This is a genomic window from Microbacterium oxydans, assembly GCF_000956525.1.
GTDB lineage: Bacteria > Actinomycetota > Actinomycetes > Actinomycetales > Microbacteriaceae > Microbacterium > Microbacterium oxydans_A.
This window is the reverse complement of record NZ_JYIW01000026.1, coordinates 483,052-500,192: the sequence shown is the minus strand read 5'-3', so window position 1 is coordinate 500,192 and position 17,141 is coordinate 483,052. Positions and strand designations below refer to the sequence as shown.

16 protein-coding genes and 2 pseudogenes are annotated in these 17,141 nt (G+C 67.2%); 8 read left to right on the top strand and 10 right to left on the bottom strand.

Annotated elements, in window-relative coordinates:
- The first annotated feature begins 59 nt into the window (after positions 1-59).
- Together RS83_RS18395 and RS83_RS15005 are read left to right on the top strand one after the other, a co-directional pair.
- Positions 60-632, top strand: a complete 573-nt coding sequence (locus RS83_RS18395; RefSeq protein WP_052679140.1) for a hypothetical protein — start codon at positions 60-62, stop codon at positions 630-632.
- Positions 620-1,012 (top strand): hypothetical protein, encoded by a 393-nt coding sequence (locus tag RS83_RS15005; RefSeq protein WP_156153225.1) that lies wholly within the window; start codon positions 620-622, stop codon positions 1,010-1,012. Before RS83_RS18395 ends, RS83_RS15005 begins: the two co-directional genes overlap by 13 nt.
- Positions 1,013-1,016: 4 nt before the next feature.
- Here RS83_RS15005 and RS83_RS15000 read toward each other — a convergent pair whose 3' ends face one another.
- Positions 1,017-1,862, bottom strand: coding sequence for a class I SAM-dependent methyltransferase (locus RS83_RS15000; RefSeq protein ID WP_045280295.1), 846 nt, complete (start codon positions 1,860-1,862; stop codon positions 1,017-1,019).
- Between the two features lie 173 nt (positions 1,863-2,035).
- Here RS83_RS15000 and RS83_RS14995 point away from each other — a divergent pair, with 173 nt between their 5' ends.
- From RS83_RS14995 to RS83_RS14975, 5 genes and pseudogenes are all read left to right on the top strand, one after another.
- Positions 2,036-2,386, top strand: coding sequence for a cupin domain-containing protein (locus RS83_RS14995; protein ID WP_045280294.1), 351 nt, complete (start codon positions 2,036-2,038; stop codon positions 2,384-2,386).
- Between the two features lie 94 nt (positions 2,387-2,480).
- Positions 2,481-2,711 carry a hypothetical protein gene (locus tag RS83_RS14990; RefSeq protein ID WP_045280293.1) on the top strand — a complete coding sequence of 77 codons (231 nt, stop codon included), beginning with the start codon at positions 2,481-2,483 and terminating at the stop codon, positions 2,709-2,711.
- Between the two features lie 73 nt (positions 2,712-2,784).
- Positions 2,785-4,051, top strand: a pseudogene (locus RS83_RS18850) (MFS transporter).
- A gap of 98 nt (positions 4,052-4,149) precedes the next feature.
- A complete protein-coding gene (locus RS83_RS14980) occupies positions 4,150-4,626 on the top strand; it encodes a hypothetical protein (protein WP_045280292.1) in 477 nt (158 codons plus the stop codon).
- A 113-nt stretch (positions 4,627-4,739) separates the two neighbouring features.
- Positions 4,740-6,071, top strand: coding sequence for an MFS transporter (locus RS83_RS14975; RefSeq protein WP_045280291.1), 1,332 nt, complete (start codon positions 4,740-4,742; stop codon positions 6,069-6,071).
- 87 nt (positions 6,072-6,158) lie between these two features.
- On the opposite strand, the pseudogene RS83_RS18595 reads toward RS83_RS14975, so the two are convergent.
- From RS83_RS18595 to polA, 7 genes and pseudogenes are all read right to left on the bottom strand, one after another.
- Positions 6,159-6,884 (bottom strand): annotated as a pseudogene (locus RS83_RS18595) (arginase family protein); the annotation flags it as partial.
- Between the two features lie 62 nt (positions 6,885-6,946).
- Complete coding sequence (locus RS83_RS14970; protein WP_045280290.1) at positions 6,947-7,693, bottom strand: formylglycine-generating enzyme family protein; 747 nt, start codon at positions 7,691-7,693, stop codon at positions 6,947-6,949.
- Between the two features lie 31 nt (positions 7,694-7,724).
- Positions 7,725-8,480 (bottom strand): SGNH/GDSL hydrolase family protein, encoded by a 756-nt coding sequence (locus tag RS83_RS14965; protein WP_045280289.1) that lies wholly within the window; start codon positions 8,478-8,480, stop codon positions 7,725-7,727.
- A gap of 37 nt (positions 8,481-8,517) precedes the next feature.
- The gene (locus tag RS83_RS14960) at positions 8,518-9,870 is read right to left on the bottom strand and encodes an MFS transporter (RefSeq protein ID WP_156153224.1); all 1,353 of its coding nucleotides are present in this window, start codon (positions 9,868-9,870) and stop codon (positions 8,518-8,520) included.
- Positions 9,871-9,919: 49 nt separating this feature from the next.
- Positions 9,920-10,954, bottom strand: coding sequence for an LLM class flavin-dependent oxidoreductase (locus tag RS83_RS14955; RefSeq protein WP_045280287.1), 1,035 nt, complete (start codon positions 10,952-10,954; stop codon positions 9,920-9,922).
- A gap of 53 nt (positions 10,955-11,007) precedes the next feature.
- Positions 11,008-12,684 (bottom strand): DUF885 domain-containing protein, encoded by a 1,677-nt coding sequence (locus RS83_RS14950; protein ID WP_045280286.1) that lies wholly within the window; start codon positions 12,682-12,684, stop codon positions 11,008-11,010.
- A gap of 93 nt (positions 12,685-12,777) precedes the next feature.
- Entirely contained in the window at positions 12,778-15,411 is a 2,634-nt protein-coding gene (polA, locus tag RS83_RS14945; protein ID WP_045280285.1) for a DNA polymerase I, read from the bottom strand.
- A gap of 45 nt (positions 15,412-15,456) precedes the next feature.
- On the opposite strand from polA, the gene RS83_RS14940 reads away from it, so the two are divergent.
- Positions 15,457-15,885: a hotdog fold thioesterase gene (locus RS83_RS14940; RefSeq protein WP_045280284.1), complete on the top strand. Its 429-nt coding sequence runs from the start codon at positions 15,457-15,459 to the stop codon at positions 15,883-15,885.
- On the opposite strand, the gene RS83_RS14935 is transcribed toward RS83_RS14940, so the two are convergent.
- The gene (locus tag RS83_RS14935; RefSeq protein WP_045280283.1) at positions 15,860-16,423 is read right to left on the bottom strand and encodes a GNAT family N-acetyltransferase; all 564 of its coding nucleotides are present in this window, start codon (positions 16,421-16,423) and stop codon (positions 15,860-15,862) included. The two genes, RS83_RS14940 and RS83_RS14935, sit on opposite strands and share 26 nt — an antisense overlap.
- A gap of 3 nt (positions 16,424-16,426) precedes the next feature.
- A complete protein-coding gene (locus RS83_RS14930) occupies positions 16,427-17,047 on the bottom strand; it encodes an ANTAR domain-containing response regulator (protein ID WP_045280282.1) in 621 nt (206 codons plus the stop codon).
- Positions 17,048-17,141 lie beyond the last annotated feature (94 nt).

Here is a 17,141-nt window from a genome sequence, read left to right as displayed (position 1 = left end):
GTCGTCGAATGACAGCAGATAGCGTTCTCTTGACTGATCCACTCAGCAAGGGAGCACTGATGACCATTCGAATCCCGCGATTCTTCGATCGCACTCACGATTCATCGACGACGATGTCCGACCGACCGAAGCGCAACGCGGCCCGAAGCGGTCTCCTCGCCGTCGTCGGCGCACTCTGCATCGGTGTCTTCACGCTGGGCGCCACGCAGGCGGCAGAGGCCGCGGTGTATCGCTACAACGTGTTGAACGTGACGTCCACCTCGAACTCGATCGGGGGAGTGATCGCGAGTTGCAGGATCACGACCGGAGGCGGCACGTGCGTCATCACGAAGGGGAAGACCGCGACCAGGAACATCGAGCTCAGCGTCGGGGCGAGTCGGGCGAGTGTGTCTGCCGGACTGAAGATCAGCGCGACCTCGAGCGTCACGACGACCGTGGGATGCACATCTCCGCCCCTGAAGAGTGGCCAGACCTGGAAGGCGCACTCCGTCGGCACGAAGTACCGCTACAACCTCCAGAAGCAGGAGGCATACAAGCCGCGGATCGGGCCGACCTACTGGAAGACGGTTGAGACGAGCGGCAAACTGACGGCATTCAACCCGTCGCCTTCGGCGATCTCGTGCGGACTCTGACCCCGACTGGCCTGGCAGCCTGCGCAGCACTGATCGTGTGCTGCGCAGGGTTGGCCGGCTGCGCACCCACTGGCCTGCCGACGGACGAGGCTGTCAGAAAGCCGCTCAACACGGTGTCGGATGCTGTGCCGGAGACATCGCTGCTCCTGATTCAAGACGTGTCGCCGCGCGTCGGAGAACCTGCGTCCTATACGACCACAGCAGCGCAGGCACAGTGGATCGTGGTCGCGGCGTGCGCTGACAACGAGTATCTGAGTGCGGCGAAGTCCGTCGAGGTCGCCGTGATCCCGAAGGCGAGTCTGTCGTCGGCGGTGCGCAAGGAGCTCTCAGATGGTGCGTTCGACGACGCCGTGGATTGCCAAGGACGCGAGTACCGCTGACGCGTCAGTCTTTCCGCGCGATGATCGTGTAGGTGCAGGGGAGCAGGTTGCGCTCGGCTTCCGGCCAGGCGTACCCGCCCGGCACTTCGACCATGCGTGGGCTGAACTGCCACGGGAGCATCCGCCCCTCATCGAAGTGCAAGAGGCGCAACCCCGCACCGAGCAGTGCCCCCAAGATCTCGGACAGCGGGTGTGGCCACTCGTAGGTGCGAGGATGGGCGACCTTTCCATCACCCACGTACGTCGACTCCTCATCCCACTGCTGCGCGCGCCCGTCGCCGAAGTAGGGGTACCGCGTGGTGAGACCCTGCGCGTTCTCGTCGAGCGCGTACAGCGCTGGGTGACCGTCTCGGATGAAGAATGTTCCGCCCGCGCGAATCAAGGCGCTGACCTGTGCGGCCCAGCGATCGAGATCCTGCAGCCAGGTGATCGTCCCGATGCTCGTGTAGACGACGTCGAAGTCGCCGTCCACGGCGCTTCGGGCGTCCAACACATCGGTCTGCACCCATCGTGCGTCGACCCCGGCGCGGTCCGCGAGCGTCGACGCGACCCCGAGCGCCGACGGCGAGAAGTCGACGCCGGTCACGCGAGCTCCGGCACGCGCCAGTGACACCGTGTCGGTGCCGATGTGGCATTGCAGGTGGCACAGGTCGAGTCCTGACAGGCTGTTCGACGGCAGGAACGGTTCAAGAACCGCCACGTCATGCCGGACGACGTCGCTGAGGTGATCCGGATCGTCGTAGGCGTCGAGCCCGTATGCCGACTCGTGCAGCGGTACGCGATCCTCCCAGTTCTCCTGGTTGGCCTGCCGCGCTGCATCCCAGCCGATCTCCACATTCTGTCCGGTCATCGTATGAGCCTATCCACCCCTTCTGCCTCTTTTCGATAACACCGATAATGCACATTATGTCAGCACGACGAGGAGAGGTGGGCGTGGAAGGGACGTCAGTCTGGTGAAATCGGGCACCTCCCCGGCCGGAAGTCCCCCTGATGCGTTCGCCGATGCAGGCGTAGTGTCGCGACATGATCACCGACGATCCCACGGTCACGAATCCTGATCACTACCGCACGCTCTGGGAGAACGACTTCGTGCGCGTCCTCGAGTACACCGATGAGCCTGGAGATCGGACGACCCCGCACGATCATCCGAACAGCGTCATGGTCACGCTCAGTGACTTCTCGCGTCGACTGACGGCCGGCGAACGGACATTCGACACGGCGCTCACCGCTGGACAGGCCGTCTGGTTGCCGTCCCAGCGTCACGCCGGCGAGAACACCGGCACGACGCCGACGCACTCCATCCTCATCGAACTCAAGGGCGATGCTGCGGGCGAGCTGTCATCCGCTCCCCTCGGCCCGCAACATCCTGCCTAGGGCGTGTCTGACAATGAGCGAGCCGTAGCCAATGTCCGTCTTCAGGGGAATGTGGTGCAGTTGGCCTATGGATTCAATGCTTCGAGGACGTGAAGTGAGCGTTCACAACGTTCATCGGCTGGAGCTGACGGCGCGGCTCGTCAATGTCGTCGCGATCGTCGGTGTGGGCGCTGCGATTGTCTGGTTCGGGTTCGCCGCCGCCCATGCGTCTGGTGCTCACATGGCCGCGGCCAGCGCGATGTTCGCGGCATTGGCCAGCGGGTGGTCGGGCGCTTTCGCTGCTATCAGGGCAAAGCTGAAGTCTGGCGAGGCGACTCCGACTTGATTGAGTTTGCTCGTCCATGATGAGAACAGGCCGCGATGACCGACGCACACCCGCTGAACCACCGGTCGATCGCATGAGACCACACCGCGTGCATCCCGCATGGTGGGTTGCCGCTGTCGCATTCCTCGCCCTGCTCGCTGCCGCCGGATTCCGAGCGGCACCTGGTGCGTTGATGGTGCCGCTGCACGAAGAGTTCGGCTGGTCGACCACGGTCATGTCGCTCGCGGTCAGCATCAACCTCCTCCTGTACGGGCTCACCGCGCCGTTCGCGGCCGCCCTGATGGACCGGTTCGGCATCCGGCAGGTCGTCGCCTCAGCGCTGACTCTCGTCGCACTCGGCGCCGGCGGCAGCATCCTGATGACCGCGTCCTGGCAGTTGCTGCTCTTCTGGGGCGTGCTCATCGGTCTCGGCACCGGATCGATGGCGCTCGTGTTCGCCGCGACGATCGCGAACCGGTGGTTCGTGCAACGGCGCGGACTCGTGATGGGCATCCTGACCGCCGGATCGGCCACCGGACAGCTCATCTTCCTGCCACCCCGTCGCCGCGCTTGCAGAAAGCGCCGGTTGGCGGGCCGCCTCCCTGCTCGTCGCCGCGGTCGCACTAGCCGCGGTGCCGGTCGTCTGGCTGGTGCTGCGCGATCATCCGGAGGACCGTGGTGTTCTCCCCCTCGGCGCTGATCCCGCGACCTTCACTCCGCCGGCGCGAGCCACCGGGAACGCTGCCGTGCGAGCGCTCGACGGGCTGCGGTTCGCATCCAAGAAGCCCTCGTTCTGGGCTCTGGTTTTCGCGTTCGCGATCTGCGGCGCGACCACGAACGGCCTGATCGGCATCCACTTCATCCCCTCTGCGCACGACCATGGCATGGCCACCACGACGGCGGCGGGCCTCCTCGCCGTCGTCGGCATCTTCGACATCGCGGGCACGATCGCATCCGGCTGGCTCACCGATCGCTTCGATCCGCGCATCCTGCTCGTCACGTATTACGCGTTCCGGGGCGTCGGACTCGTGCTCCTCCCCTGGCTCCTGTCTGATGTGGTGCATCCGAGCATGGTGCTGTTCATCGTGATCTACGGACTGGACTGGGTGGCGACCGTGCCGCCGACCGCGGTGTTGTGCCGTGAGATCTTCGGCGACCGCGGCACCATCGTGTTCGGCTGGGTCTTCGCGGCGCACCAGATCGGGGCAGCTGTCGCCGCACTCGGCGCCGGCGTGATCCGCGACACCTTCGGCACGTATACCTACGCATGGTGGGGTGGTGCAGCCCTCTGCGCGATCGCCGCGCTGCTCTCACTCGTCGTGCGCCGAACGCCCGCGGCGACCACGGAACAGAGCGACTGAGCGAGTGGCACGAGCATGACGTCAGAGCGATGTGGTTGACTGACTGCCGTTTGCAAACCGGTGCTGTCGGATGACAGCGCCCTTGAAGGGGGAATTTCATGAACCGTCGTCTCGCAGCCCTGACGATCGCAGCCGTCGCCGTGCTCGGTCTCACGGCATGTTCCGGAACGCCCGGCGCCCCAGAGGACACCGCGTCCTCGAACCAGACTGCTGCTCCCACAGCGGAGAGCTCCGACCAGAGCATCGCCGACGCGTGCGCCAGCGCTGCCGCTCAAGTGCAGGACGCCACCAAGGACCTCACGTCGATCGACATGACCACCGCGACAGCAGACCCGCAGGGCACGATCGACACGTTCACGCAGTCCGTCGATGCCATCGGTACCGCCGCCGAATCCATTGCGAATCCCGAGGTGAAGGAAGCTGTGTCGGCGATCTACGAGGACTTCGGCGCCATGCGTGACGTCCTCTCGAAGGTTCTGATCGATCACGATCCGAGCGCTGTATCCGAATGGGCCAGCGTCTCCGCTGACGTGCAGGAGTCGGCGACCGCCATCGGCACGCTCTGCGCAGGCTGAGCCCACCCAGCATCACCGGAGCCCCGTCGACCACACGGTCGGCGGGGCTCTCTGCTGTCAGTCCGTGACTGTCCGTGGAATCGAGGGATGACGACCAGGAGTAGCGTTGAAGGGTGCAGCGCGTCCCCCTCTCCCCCGTCTCGACGCCGGGATGGCGAGCCTGGGTGATCTGGTCGGTCGGTGTCGCCGCCTACGTGCTCGCGATCACGAACCGCACCTCGCTCGGCGCCGTCGGCGTCGAGGCGGCTGACCGATTCCAGGCGGATGCCTCCACGCTCGCGCTCTTCGCCGTGGTGCAGCTCGCGGTGTATGGCGGCATGCAGATTCCGATCGGTGTGCTCCTCGACCGGTTCGGCTCACGGCCGATCATGACCATCGGGATGCTGCTGATGGCGGCCGGCCAGCTCACCATGGCCCTCTCCCCCAGCATCGGCGTCGCGATCATCGCTCGTGTGCTGCTCGGCGCAGGAGATGCGGCGATCTTCCCAGCCGTTCTCCGTCTCGTCGCGACCTGGTTCCCCGCACAGCGCGGCCCGCTCATGGTGCAGTTCACCGGCATCCTCGGTCAGGCCGGACAGCTCATCGCGCTCGTGCCGGTCGCCGCGCTCCTGCATGCCACGAGCTGGTCGATCACGTTCGGGAGCATCGCAGGACTCGGGGTGCTGTTCACGATCCTGGTGGCGCTCGTGATCCGCAATCACCCGGCAGAGCGCGGCGCCGACGTCACCGTGAACACCGATACCGGTGTGATCCGTGTCGTGACCTCGGCGATCGACACCGGCGTCGGCATCCGCGCCGCGTGGGCGCACCCCGGTACCCGTCTGGCATTCTGGTCGCATTTCACGACACCGTTCGCCGGCACCGCGTTCGTGCTGCTCTGGGGGATGCCGTTCCTCACCGCCGCTCAGGGGCTCGACTCCGCGCACGCGGCCGGCATCATCTCGGTCTACGTGGTCGCGGGCATGGCGATGGGCCCCATCATCGGCGACCTGTCACGGCGCCTGCCCAACCACCGCTCGCTTGCACTGGTGCTCCCGGCCGTGGGTGTGCAGATGGCGGCGTGGCTGATGGTGATCGCGATGCCCGGTCCGGCTCCGATCTGGATGCTGTATCTGCTCGCCGTCGCGATCGCGACCGGCGGCCCTGCGTCGATGATCGCGTTCGACCACGCGCGAACCCACAACCCCTCGCATCGGCTCAGCACGGCGACGGGGCTGACGAACGCCGGCGGGTTCATCGCCGCGCTCATCGCGATCTTCCTGATCGGGCTCGCGCTCGACATCCAGGGCGCAGGAACACCCGAGACGTACACACTCGACGCGTTCCGAATCGCGTTCCTGATGCCGGTGCCGCTGTGGATCATCGGCGTCGTCTTCATCATCATCGAGCGCAAGCGCACCCGGATACGCGTCGGTCTCGACCCTGAGCGCCCTCGTCGCCGCTAGCTGCCGCAGCAGGTGTTGGAAGGTCTCGATGATGAGCTCGATGCTCACGTGCTCAGGGACGTCCGCGTCGCCTGCCTCGAATTCGGCGAGCTCGACACCGCGCACCGACTCGATGGGGATCGCCGCGAACAGCGCCGCGACCTCATGCGGACGCAGTCCCGCATCCACCTGGTACGCAGCAGGGATATAGCCGGGTTCGAGTACGTCCCAGTCGACGTGGATCCAGACCGGCCGGCCGTCGATGAGTTCGAGCAGCCGCTCAGGGGTGCTCTCGGCAGGAGGCAGCACCGTGACGCCGGCATCTGCGAGCAGCTCGCTCTCGGCCGGATCGATGTCCCGCCCACCGACGACGATGACCTGGGTCGGATCCAGCCCCGCGCCATGGCCGCTGTCCCAGAGCCCGCACGCCGCGGCGAGCACCATGCCGCCCAGGTAGCCGGAGTCGGTGGTGTCCGGTGTGTTGAAGTCGCCGTGCGCGTCGATCCAGAGCACGACGGCGTCCGGATGCCGCTGGGCGACCGTCGGGAGCGTGCCGAGGCTCGCAGCGCACGTGTTGGTCGCGAGCAGCGGGATGCTTCCGGCGTCGATCGACTCGCGGACGACATCGCGGAGCCCCGCGAGGGTGGCGGCCGCCTGCGGCAGGGCGACCGTCCAGTCGTCCGTCACCGCCGGGGTGGGTTCGCCGACGATCGTCGGCGTGAGTCCGAGCAGCGCTCCGAGTGCAGACGCAGTTCGTCGGGCGCCGACGAGGGCGCCATCCGTACGATCGGCCACGCGGCCCTGAGAGACGATGAGCGAGAACGGTGCGGCCATGTCTCCAGCTTCCCAGTCGAGCCGGTTCCGGGCCAAAACGCCGGTGCCCGGGCGCTTCGCCTTCACCGTCGGAGCGGCGTCCACCCCACCGGAACCGGACCGTCGAACGCTGCGCGTTCGAGATCGGCGGCGGCCGACCAGCCCTGTGCGAGCCCGGGTGTGTCGAAGGCACCGCGAGCCAGCCGCAGGCCCACGTCGTCCTGTTGCAGGCGTGGCGCTCCCCCGCGTCGAACCGACGCGCGAACGCTCCAGGCGTCATCCGCGAAGCCGCCGCCGCGGAACACACGATAGTCGTCGTACCGGGCCGGGTCGAGGAGGTCCCAGCACCATTCCCACACGTTGCCGAGGGTGTCGAAGAGCCCGTTCAGGTTCGGGATCCTGCCGCCGACGTTCTGCGGGCCTGATACGCCGTCCGCGCTGGTCCAGGCGGCGTCCGCGAGTGGCGCGTAGTGCGGTCCGACCGATCCGGCGCGGCAGGCGAACTCCCACTCTGCCTCGGTGGGAAGCCGATAGCCGTCAGCCGTGACGTCCCACGTGACCTGCTCGCCGTCGAAGAAGTAGACCTGGTCGAGTCCCTCCCACTCCGAAGCGGCGTTGCAGAAGTGAACGGCTCGCAACCAGCTGACGTCGACGGCAGGGCGGTCCGGGTGTCTGGATGCGACCCCGAGCACCTCGGCCATCTGGTCCTCGGTGACCGCATACACGCCGATCTCGAAGGTCTCCAGCACGACCGTCCGTTGGACCTTCCGTCGTGCATCGTGCAGCGTCACCGCACCCGCAGCGATGCGCTGCAGCTGGATATCGCTCATGCGGCAGCGACGATCGACTGATCCGACGCCCTCACGCGGGCGACCGCTCGACCCAGACCGGATACTTCGCAGTGCGGCCGTCTCCTGACGAGGTGCGCGTCACCCGGCGCTTGACCCACGGTCCGACGAATTGCCGGTAGTAGGCGAATCCGGCAGGGCCAGCGGCGAACGCGTCAGGCAGTGACCACCAGCTCGCCGGCGGCTCGAGGTCCAGCGCCTGCAGCACGCGGGCGGCGACTCGATGATGTCCTGCCGCATTCATGTGCAGACGGTCCGCGGACCAGTACACACTGCGGGAGAGCTCGGTGTCCGGCCAGTTCAGCGCTTGCACGACGTCGGGTCGATCCTCGATGCGACGCAGCACCGCTTCGGAGAGCTGGTCGCCGCGTCGCTGCACCAGGTCGCCCATCGGCAGCTGTGCGCTCGGGTTCGCACCCGACAGCAGGATCACCGTCACGCCCTCCTCGTCGCAGCGGCGCAGCACTCGACTGAAAGCATCCGCGACGTGCTCGAGATCCGCGCGCGGACGGAGCATGTCGTTCCCGCCTCCGTTGAACGACAGGTGCGTCGGGTGCAGGGCGAGCGCGAACTCGAGCTGCTCGTCGACGATCGGCCAGGCGAGCCTGCCGCGGATCGCGAGGTTCGCGTACTGGATCGGGTGCCCTGCGGCATCCGCCCAGCCCTGTGCCACCAGATCGGCCCAGCCGCGTTCGCTGCCGTCCGGCAGCACGTCGCCGACTCCTTCCGTGAAGGAATCGCCGATGGCCACGTAGCGTACGTCTGTCACCCGCCCAGCCTATTCCTGCTGGAGGCGCCGACCGCTCTCATCGATCGTCGAGGGCGACGCCGCCACGATCCTGCAGCCCCCACGCGGCGGCAGCCGCGACGAGGAAGCACGCACCGAAGATGACGAAGAGCAGCGGCGCGCCACCGGCGAGCAGCAGCGCCGGGACAGCAAGCGGAGCGATGATCGAGGCGATCCGGCCCACGCCGGCCGCCCACCCCGCACCGGTCCCCCGCAACGACGTCGGATAGACCTCCGGGGTCACCGCGTACAGCGCACCCCACGCACCGAGGTTGAAGAACGACAACGCCATGCCGGAGGCGATGATCGCGCCCTCGGTAGATGCCGTCCCGAAGAACACGGCCGAGACCGCAGAGCCGACCAGGAAGACCGAGAGTGTCGTGCGTCGGCCCCACACCTCGATCAGCCACGCGGCGACGGCGTACCCGGGAAGCTGCGCCAGCGTGATGATGAGCGTGAAGCCGAAGGACCGGACGAGATCGAACCCCGCGTCGACGAGGATGCTCGGGATCCAGATGAACGCCCCGTAGTAGGCGAAGTTCACACACAACCACACGACCCAGAGGCAGAGGGTTCGGACCCGGAACTCACGACTCCAGAGTGTCGTGACCCTGGCCCGTGCGGTGACGGCGATGGGCCGGGACTGCGGCTCCTTGCGGATCGCCGGGCCGTGGACGATGCCGGCATCCGCTTCGAACTCGGACACGATGCGGTCGGCCTCGGCGATGCGGCCTTTCGATGCGAGCCAGCGCGGCGACTCCGGCAGGCCCCAGCGGACGATCAGCGCATAGACGGCGGGGATGGCACCGAGCGCGAACGCCCAGCGCCAGCCGTCCTCGGACGCCGGGATGACGAAGAACCCGATCAGCGCGGCGGCTGTCCACCCGAGTGCCCAGAATGCCTCGAGGATGACGATCAGGCGTCCACGAATGCGAGCCGGAGCGAACTCGCTCACATAGGTCGAGGCGACGGGAAGCTCGGCGCCGAGCCCGAGTCCCACCAGGAAGCGGAGCACGAGCAGCGCTGCGATGCCACCGACGAGGGCACTGGCGCCGGTGGCGACGCCGTAGATCAGCAACGTCAGCGCGAAGACCTGGCGTCGTCCGAAGCGGTCAGCCAGGAGTCCGCCGAGCGTGGCGCCCAGCGCCATGCCGATGAAGCCGACCGAGGCGATCCACCCGGCCTCGCCCTTCGTCAGGTCCCACTGCTGCGTGAGCGCGGCGAGGATGAACGAGATCAGCCCCACGTCCATGGCGTCGAGCGCCCACCCGACCCCCGAGCCGCCGAGGAGCCGGAAATGCCGCCGTGTGAACGGCAGCTCGTCGAGTCTCGCTGCGAGCGACGCGCGGCTCGGCAGGGCGGTGTTGGCCATGTTCCTCATCGTAGAGCCGCCCGCATGCGGGCGACTCTCCGATGACGGATCAGGAGCGTGCGTCGAGCAGTGCGCGCACCCGCGGGATGACTTCGCTGCCGTAGAGCTCGATGCTGCGCATCATCGCCTCATGCGACAGCGTCCCGGTCGCATACTTGAGGTCGAAACGGCCGAGGCCGAGCGTCGTGATGGTGTCGGCGATCTTCGCCGCGACGCGATCCGGCGAGCCCGCGTAGATCGCGCCCTCAGGGCCGATGTCGTTCTGGAAGCGGGCACGGCTATAGGGCGGCCACCCGCGCTCTGCGCCGATCGTGTTGTTCATCGCCTCGAAGCCCGAATATGCGGCGTCCCATGCCTCGGCATCCGTATCGGCGATGTGGCCGGGCGAGTGCACCGAGATCGGGTGCGAGGTCGTGCCGAACGACGCGACCGAACGGTGATACAGGTCGACGAACGGCCGGAACCGCGCAGCCGAGCCACCGATGATCGCGAGCATGAGACCGAGGCCGTGCCTGGCCACGCGGACCACCGATTCAGGGCTGCCTCCGACGCCCACCCAGGTGCGGAGGCCGTTCTCGGTCTTGGGGAACACGTTGGCGTTGTCGAGCGACGCCCGCATCGTGCCGGACCAGGTGACCGGCTCCTCCTTCAGGAGTTCGACGAACAACTCGAGCTTCTGCTCGAAGAGCGCGTCGTAGTCGCGGAGGTCGTAGCCGAACAGGGGGAAGGACTCGATGAACGAGCCGCGTCCGAGCACCACCTCTGCGCGACCGTTCGAGATGGCGTCGAGGGTCGAGAAGCGCTCGAAGACGCGCACGGGGTCATCGGATGACAGCACCGTCACTGCGGTGCCGAGTCGGATGCGCTCCGTGCGTGCAGCGATCGCAGCGAGCACCATTTCGGGAGACGAGACCGCGAACTCCTTGCGGTGGTGCTCCCCCACCCCGAAGAAGTCGACGCCGACGGAGTCTGCCATCTCAGCTTGCGCGACGACGTTGCGGATCGTCTGCGCTCCGCTCAGCAGCTGGCCGTCCGCATCACGGGTGATGTCGCCGAAGGTGTCCAGTCCGAATTCGATAGCCATGTCAGCCCTTTCCATTCACGTGAATGAACACCGGTCGGAGCTGAGGCATTCCCTCATCGCGGAAGCAGTGCGGTGCGGAGCGTGTCGAGCCCGACGCCGCCCATATCGAGCGCACGCTTGTGGAACGCCTTGAACGAGAAGTCGTCGCCTTCGGCGGCCTGCACCGCGTCGCGGACCTGCTCCCAGATGCGCTGACCGACCTTGTACGACGGCGCCTGTCCTGGCCAGCCGAGATAGCGGTTGACCTCGAACTGCACGAACTGATCCGACATGTTCACGTTCTTACGCATGAAGTCGAGCGCGTACGGAGCATCCCACACGCCATCGCCCTCCAGCCGCGGCTTGCCCAGGTGCACGCCGATGTCGAGCACCACACGGGCCGCGCGCATGCGCTGCCCGTCGAGCATGCCGAGTCGATCTGCCGGGTCGTCGAGATAGCCCAGCTGCTGCATCAGACGCTCGGCGTACAGCGCCCACCCCTCGGCGTGACCCGAGGTGCCGGCGAGCAGCCGGCGCCACGAGTTGAGTTCGGCGCGGTTGTGCACGGCCTGCGCAATCTGCAGGTGGTGTCCTGGAACGCCCTCGTGGTAGACCGTCGTCAGCTCGCGCCACGTGTCGAACTCGGTGACGCCTTCGGGCACCGACCACCACATGCGACCGGGGCGAGAGAAGTCGTCGGTGGGACCGGTGTAATAGATCCCGCCTTCCTGCGTCGGCGCGATCATGCACTCGAGCGTGCGGATCGCCTCGGGGATGTCGAAGTGCGAAGCACCGAGCTCGGCGACGGCGCGGTCGCTGGTCTCCTGCATCCACCGCTGGAGCGCGTCGGTGCCGACGAGCTTGCGCGCGGGATCCGCTTCGAGATGCGCGACGGCCTCTTCGACCGAGGCGCCGGGAAGGATCTCGTTCGCGATCGCCGTCTGTTCGGCGACCATGCGCGCCAGCTCCTCGCGGCCCCACTCGTAGGTCTCGTCGAGATCGATCGTGGCGCCGAGGAAGCGGCGGGAGTGCAGGGCGTAGAGCTCGCGACCGACAGCATCCGTCTCACTCGCGGCCGGGGCGAGTTCCTCGGCGAGGAAGCGACGCAGCTCGCCGTACGCGACACGAGCGGCAGCGGAGTTGTCTGCCAGGGTGCGTGCGAGGGATGCCGGCAACTGTCCCTCGTCGGGCGCGGCGTCGGCCACGAACGCCGCGAAGAAGCCGTCGTCTGCCGTGTACCGATCGATCTGCGTGGCGACCTCGACGACCTGGCGTCGCGCGGGCGTCACGCCCTCGGCGATGCCAGCGCGCAGCGTCGCGACGTAGCCGCGCAGTGCGCCGGGCACTGCGGCGAGACGCGTCGCGATGACGGACCAGTCGTCCGCCGTCGAGGTGGGCATGAGGTCGAATGCGGAACGCACATCCTGTGCCGCCGAGGCGATCACGTTCAGGTCGCGCAGGTGCCACCGCGCATCATGGAACTCGAGGTCGAGACCGAGCTCGGAACTCAGGTCGGCCTTGGTGACCTCGTCGATCGCGTCGACCGGCTCGAGGGCATTGAGCGCCCCGAGCGTCTTGCGCGTCGCGGTGGCGATCTCCTCGTGCCCGGCGGGACTCAGATCGCCGAACTGGTCGTTGACCTCGTCGCGCCCGATGTAGGTGCCGAGCGTCGGGGCGAGCACAGCGATCGTGTCGACCCATTCATCGGCGACCTTGTCGATGGCGGAGGGAGTACGAGGGGATGAAGTCATGGACTCCACCCTAATCCCGCCCCTCCGCCACCGCAGGAGTTGATATATCGCTCGTGTCGGAACCGCGCTGCGCCGAATCGGGACGGTGCCGCGTCAGTGCGCGGCCTCGTTCCAGTCCTTGCCGCGGCCCACCTGCACGTCGAGCGGCACGGTCAGGTCTGCCGCGTCGCCCATGCGCGCCCGAACGATCCGCTCGGCCGCGTCCCACTCCCCTGGCGCCACCTCGACCACGAGCTCATCGTGGATCTGGAGCAGCGCACGTGAGGCGAGGCCTTCGGCCTGGAGGTCGGCATGGATGTGCAACAGCGCGATCTTCATGATGTCGGCCGCGCTGCCTTGGATCGGTGCGTTCAGCGCTGCGCGCTCTGCGTTCTCACGGAGCACCCGGTTCGGGCTGGCCAGGTCGGGGAACGGGCGCCGGCGGCCGAAGATCGTCTCGGTGTAGCCGACTTCCTTGGCCTTCATGACGGAGGCACGCAGGTAGTCGCGCACCGCACCGAAGCGTGCGAAGTACTCGACCATCAGCTGCTTCGCCTCGGACTGCTCGATGCGCAGCTGCTTGGACAGGCCGAAGGCCGAGAGCCCGTAGACCAGGCCGTACGACATCGCCTTCACCTTCGTGCGCATCGCGGCGGTGACCTCGCTCGGGTCGACACCGAACACGCGAGCGCCCACGAACCGGTGCAGGTCTTCGCCGCTGTTGAACGCCTCGATCAGGCCCTCGTCGCCGGAGAGGTGCGCCATGATGCGCATCTCGATCTGCGAGTAGTCGGCGGTCAGCAACGCCTCGTAGCCCTCGCCGACCTGGAATGCGCTGCGGATGCGACGCGACTCCTCGGTGCGCACCGGGATGTTCTGCAGGTTCGGATCGGTGCTGGAGAGCCGGCCGGTCTGGCTACCGGTCTGCACATAGGTCGTGTGGACCCGGTGGTCTTCGCCGATCGCCGAGTCGAGGGATTCGATGATCTGCCGCAGTTTGGTCGCCTCGCGGTGCTGCAGCAGCAGGCTCAGGAACGGATGCGGGTTCGTCTCCTGCAGGTCGGCGAGCACTGCGGCATCCGTCGAGTAGCCGGTCTTGGTCTTGCGAGTCTTCGGAAGCTGCAGGTCTTCGAACAGCACCTCCTGCAGCTGCTTCGGCGAACCGAGGTTGAACTCGCGGCCGACGACGGAGAACGCTTCCGCCGCGAGGCCCTCGGCGCGCGTCGCGAGCTCGCCGGAGAATGTCGAGAGCACCTCGTGGGAGACCGCGACGCCCGCGACCTCCATGTCGGCGAGGGTCAGCAACGTCGGCAGCTCGATGTCGACCAGCACTTTGGCGACGGACTCGGGGATGTCTTCACGCAGCGCGTTCGCGACGCGCAGAATGAACCAGGCCTCCTGCGACGGCGTCGCCCCCTCGGTCTCCGGCACGAGTTGGGAGGGATCGGCCTCCGGCAGCTTCTCACCGAGATAGCGCTCGACGAGGTCGCCGAGCGTCTTGTCGGGGAAGCTCGGGCGCAGCATCCAACCTGCGAGGCTCGTGTCGTACGCGAGTCCGCCGAGCCGCGTGCCCTGGCGCAGCAGGGCCTTCACCTGCGGCTTGGCGTCGTGCAGCACCTTGGATGCACCGGACTCCAGCCAACGGCTGAGCACATCGGCGTCGCCTGCGATCCAGTCGGTCTCTCGCAGCTCCGTCTCGGTCGCCGCTCCGATGCGCACCGGCGCACCACCCTGCGTCACGATGCGGACCGCGACATCACCCTCGACGGCGGATGCCCAGGTGACGAAGTCGGCTGCGGAGACCTGCACCGGCTCTGGAAGGACGACCACGGATGCCGGGTCGTCGGCGACCTCTCCGGCACCGACGGCTTCGAAGACGCGAGGCAACAGCGTGCGGAACTCCAGACGGGCGAAGATGTCGCGGACGGCCTGGGCGTCGATCGGCGCGACAGCCAGGTCGTTCGGCGCGAGCGGCAGCTCGACGTCGGTCAGCAGCCGGTTCAGCTTGCGGTTGCGGCGCACGTCGTCGATGTGATCGCGCAGGTTGCCGCCGACGACGCCCTTGATCTCGTCGGCCCGATCGAGCAGCTCGTCGAGTGAACCGAACTGGGTGAGCCACTTCACAGCGGTCTTCTCCCCCACCTTCGGCACACCGGGCAGATTGTCGCTGGTCTCGCCGACGAGCGCCGCGATGTCCGGATACTGCTCCGGACGCACGCCGTAGCGCTCCTGCACGGTCGTCGGGTCGTAGCGCTTCAGCTGCGAGACGCCCTGCACTGACGGGTAGAGCAACGTGACGTCGTCGTTGACGAGCTGGATCGAGTCGCGGTCGCCGGAGACGACCAGCACGTCGAAGCCCTGCTCAGCGCCCTGCGACGACAGCGTCGCGAGGATGTCGTCGGCCTCGATGCCCTCTTTGGTGAGCACCTGGATCGACATCGCTGCGAGGCAGTCCTGCAGCAGCGGGATCTGTCCGCGGAACTCCTGCGGCGTCTCGGAGCGCGTGGCCTTGTACTCGGGGTACTCGTCGGTGCGGAAGGAGTGCCTCGAGGTGTCGAAGGCGATCGCCATGTGGGTGGGCTGTTCGGCCTTGATGAGGTTCACCAGCATCGAGAGGAAGCCGTAGATGGCGTTCGTGTGCTGGTTGTCCTTGGTCGTGAAGTTCTCGACCGGCAGGGCGAAGAAGGCACGATAGGCGAGCGAATGGCCGTCGATGACCATGAGGGTAGGCTTTGCGGAGTCCGTCACCCTGTCAGCCTAACGAGCACGACGGACACCCGCTGAGGAGGATTCATGAGCGACGTCTCGACGACCGAGGGACTCGACTGGGCGACTGCCCGCGGGATGGGCGCACTCGCCCAGAAGATGGGCATGGAGTTCACCGAATTCAGCATCGAGCGATCGGTCGCGACCATGCCGGTCGAGGGCAACACGCAGCCGGTCGGCCTGATGCACGGCGGCGCCTACGTGGTGCTCGGCGAGTCGCTCGGATCGATGGCGGCCAACCTGCACGCTGGTCCCGGTCGTCTCGCGGTCGGCGTCGACATCAACGCGACCCATACCCGATCCGCGGTCTCCGGTGTCGTGACGGGCGTCTGCACGCCGGTGCACCTCGGACGCAGCATCACGGTGCACGAGATCGTGGTGACCGACGATCAGGGGCGTCGCTGCTCGACGATCCGCATCACGAACATGATCAAGGACGCGCCGCAGGCGACGTGATCGGCTCGTCGAGCAGCCGTTGGAACAGCACATGGTCCTGCCAGCTGCCGGCGATGTAGAGGTAGCGAGGCGCGATGCCGATCCGCTCGAAGCCGTTGCCGGCGAGCACCCGCTGCGACCCCTCGTTGTGCAGCAGCGTCGCAGCCTGCACCCTGTGCAGCATCAGCTCGTCACGAGCGAAGATCAGCGTCGCTGAGACCGCACGGGAGGCGAGTCCTCGGCGCAGCCGGGTCGCATCGATCCAGTAGCCAAGGTCTGCGTTGCGGAACGCCCCGCGGACGACGTTGTTCAGGTTCATCCGACCTCGGATCTCGCCGTCGTCCGACACGATCACGAAACGGACGTTGCGTCCGTCCGCGGCATCGGCCACCGAGCGCGCGACATCGGCCTCCTGCCACGCAGGCGTGAAGAATGCCGCGTCGCGAACCGGCTCCCAGGGAGCCAGGTGCTCTCGGTTCGCCAGATACGCCCGCGCCATGGCCGCACCGTCGCCGGCGCGAACCGGGCGGAGCTGGTGCTCGGCATCGAGCCGGAGCACCGACTACTTCTTGGGTGCGAGCTGCTCGATGATCGCCTTGGCGACGTCCTGCATCGTCAGACGGCGGTCCATGGACGCCTTCTGGATCCAGCGGAAGGCCTCGGGCTCGCTCAGCCCCATCTTCTCGTTGAGAAGACCCTTTGCACGGTCGACCAGCTTGCGGGTCTCGAAGCGCTCGACCATGTCGGCGACCTCGGCCTCGAGCGTGATGATCTGCTCGTGGCGTGCCAGCGCGATCTCGATCGCGGGAAGCAGGTCGTTCGGCGTGAACGGCTTCACGACGTAGGCGAGTGCGCCTGCTTCGCTCGCGCGCTCGACGAGTTCCTTCTGGCTGAACGCCGTGAGGAGCACGACCGGGGCGATGTTCCCCTTATGCAGCTTCTCGGCGGCACTGATGCCATCGAGCTGCGGCATCTTGACATCCATGATGACGAGGTCAGGACGCAGCTCGGTCGCCAGAGCCACGGCGGTCTCGCCGTCACCGGCCTCACCGACGACATCGAAGCCGTTGTCGCGGAGGATCTCGACGATGTCGAGACGGATCAGCGATTCGTCCTCGGCGACGACGACGCGTCGGGGTGCGGATGACGTGGGCTGCTCGACTGCCTGTTCTTGCTCGGTCACGGATCCATCCTAGTCGAGTGCCTGTCCGCATCGGCCACGACGAGCGCACAGCGGCGTGGAAGACGGCACGCATCCGCTAAAGTCGAAGTCGCGA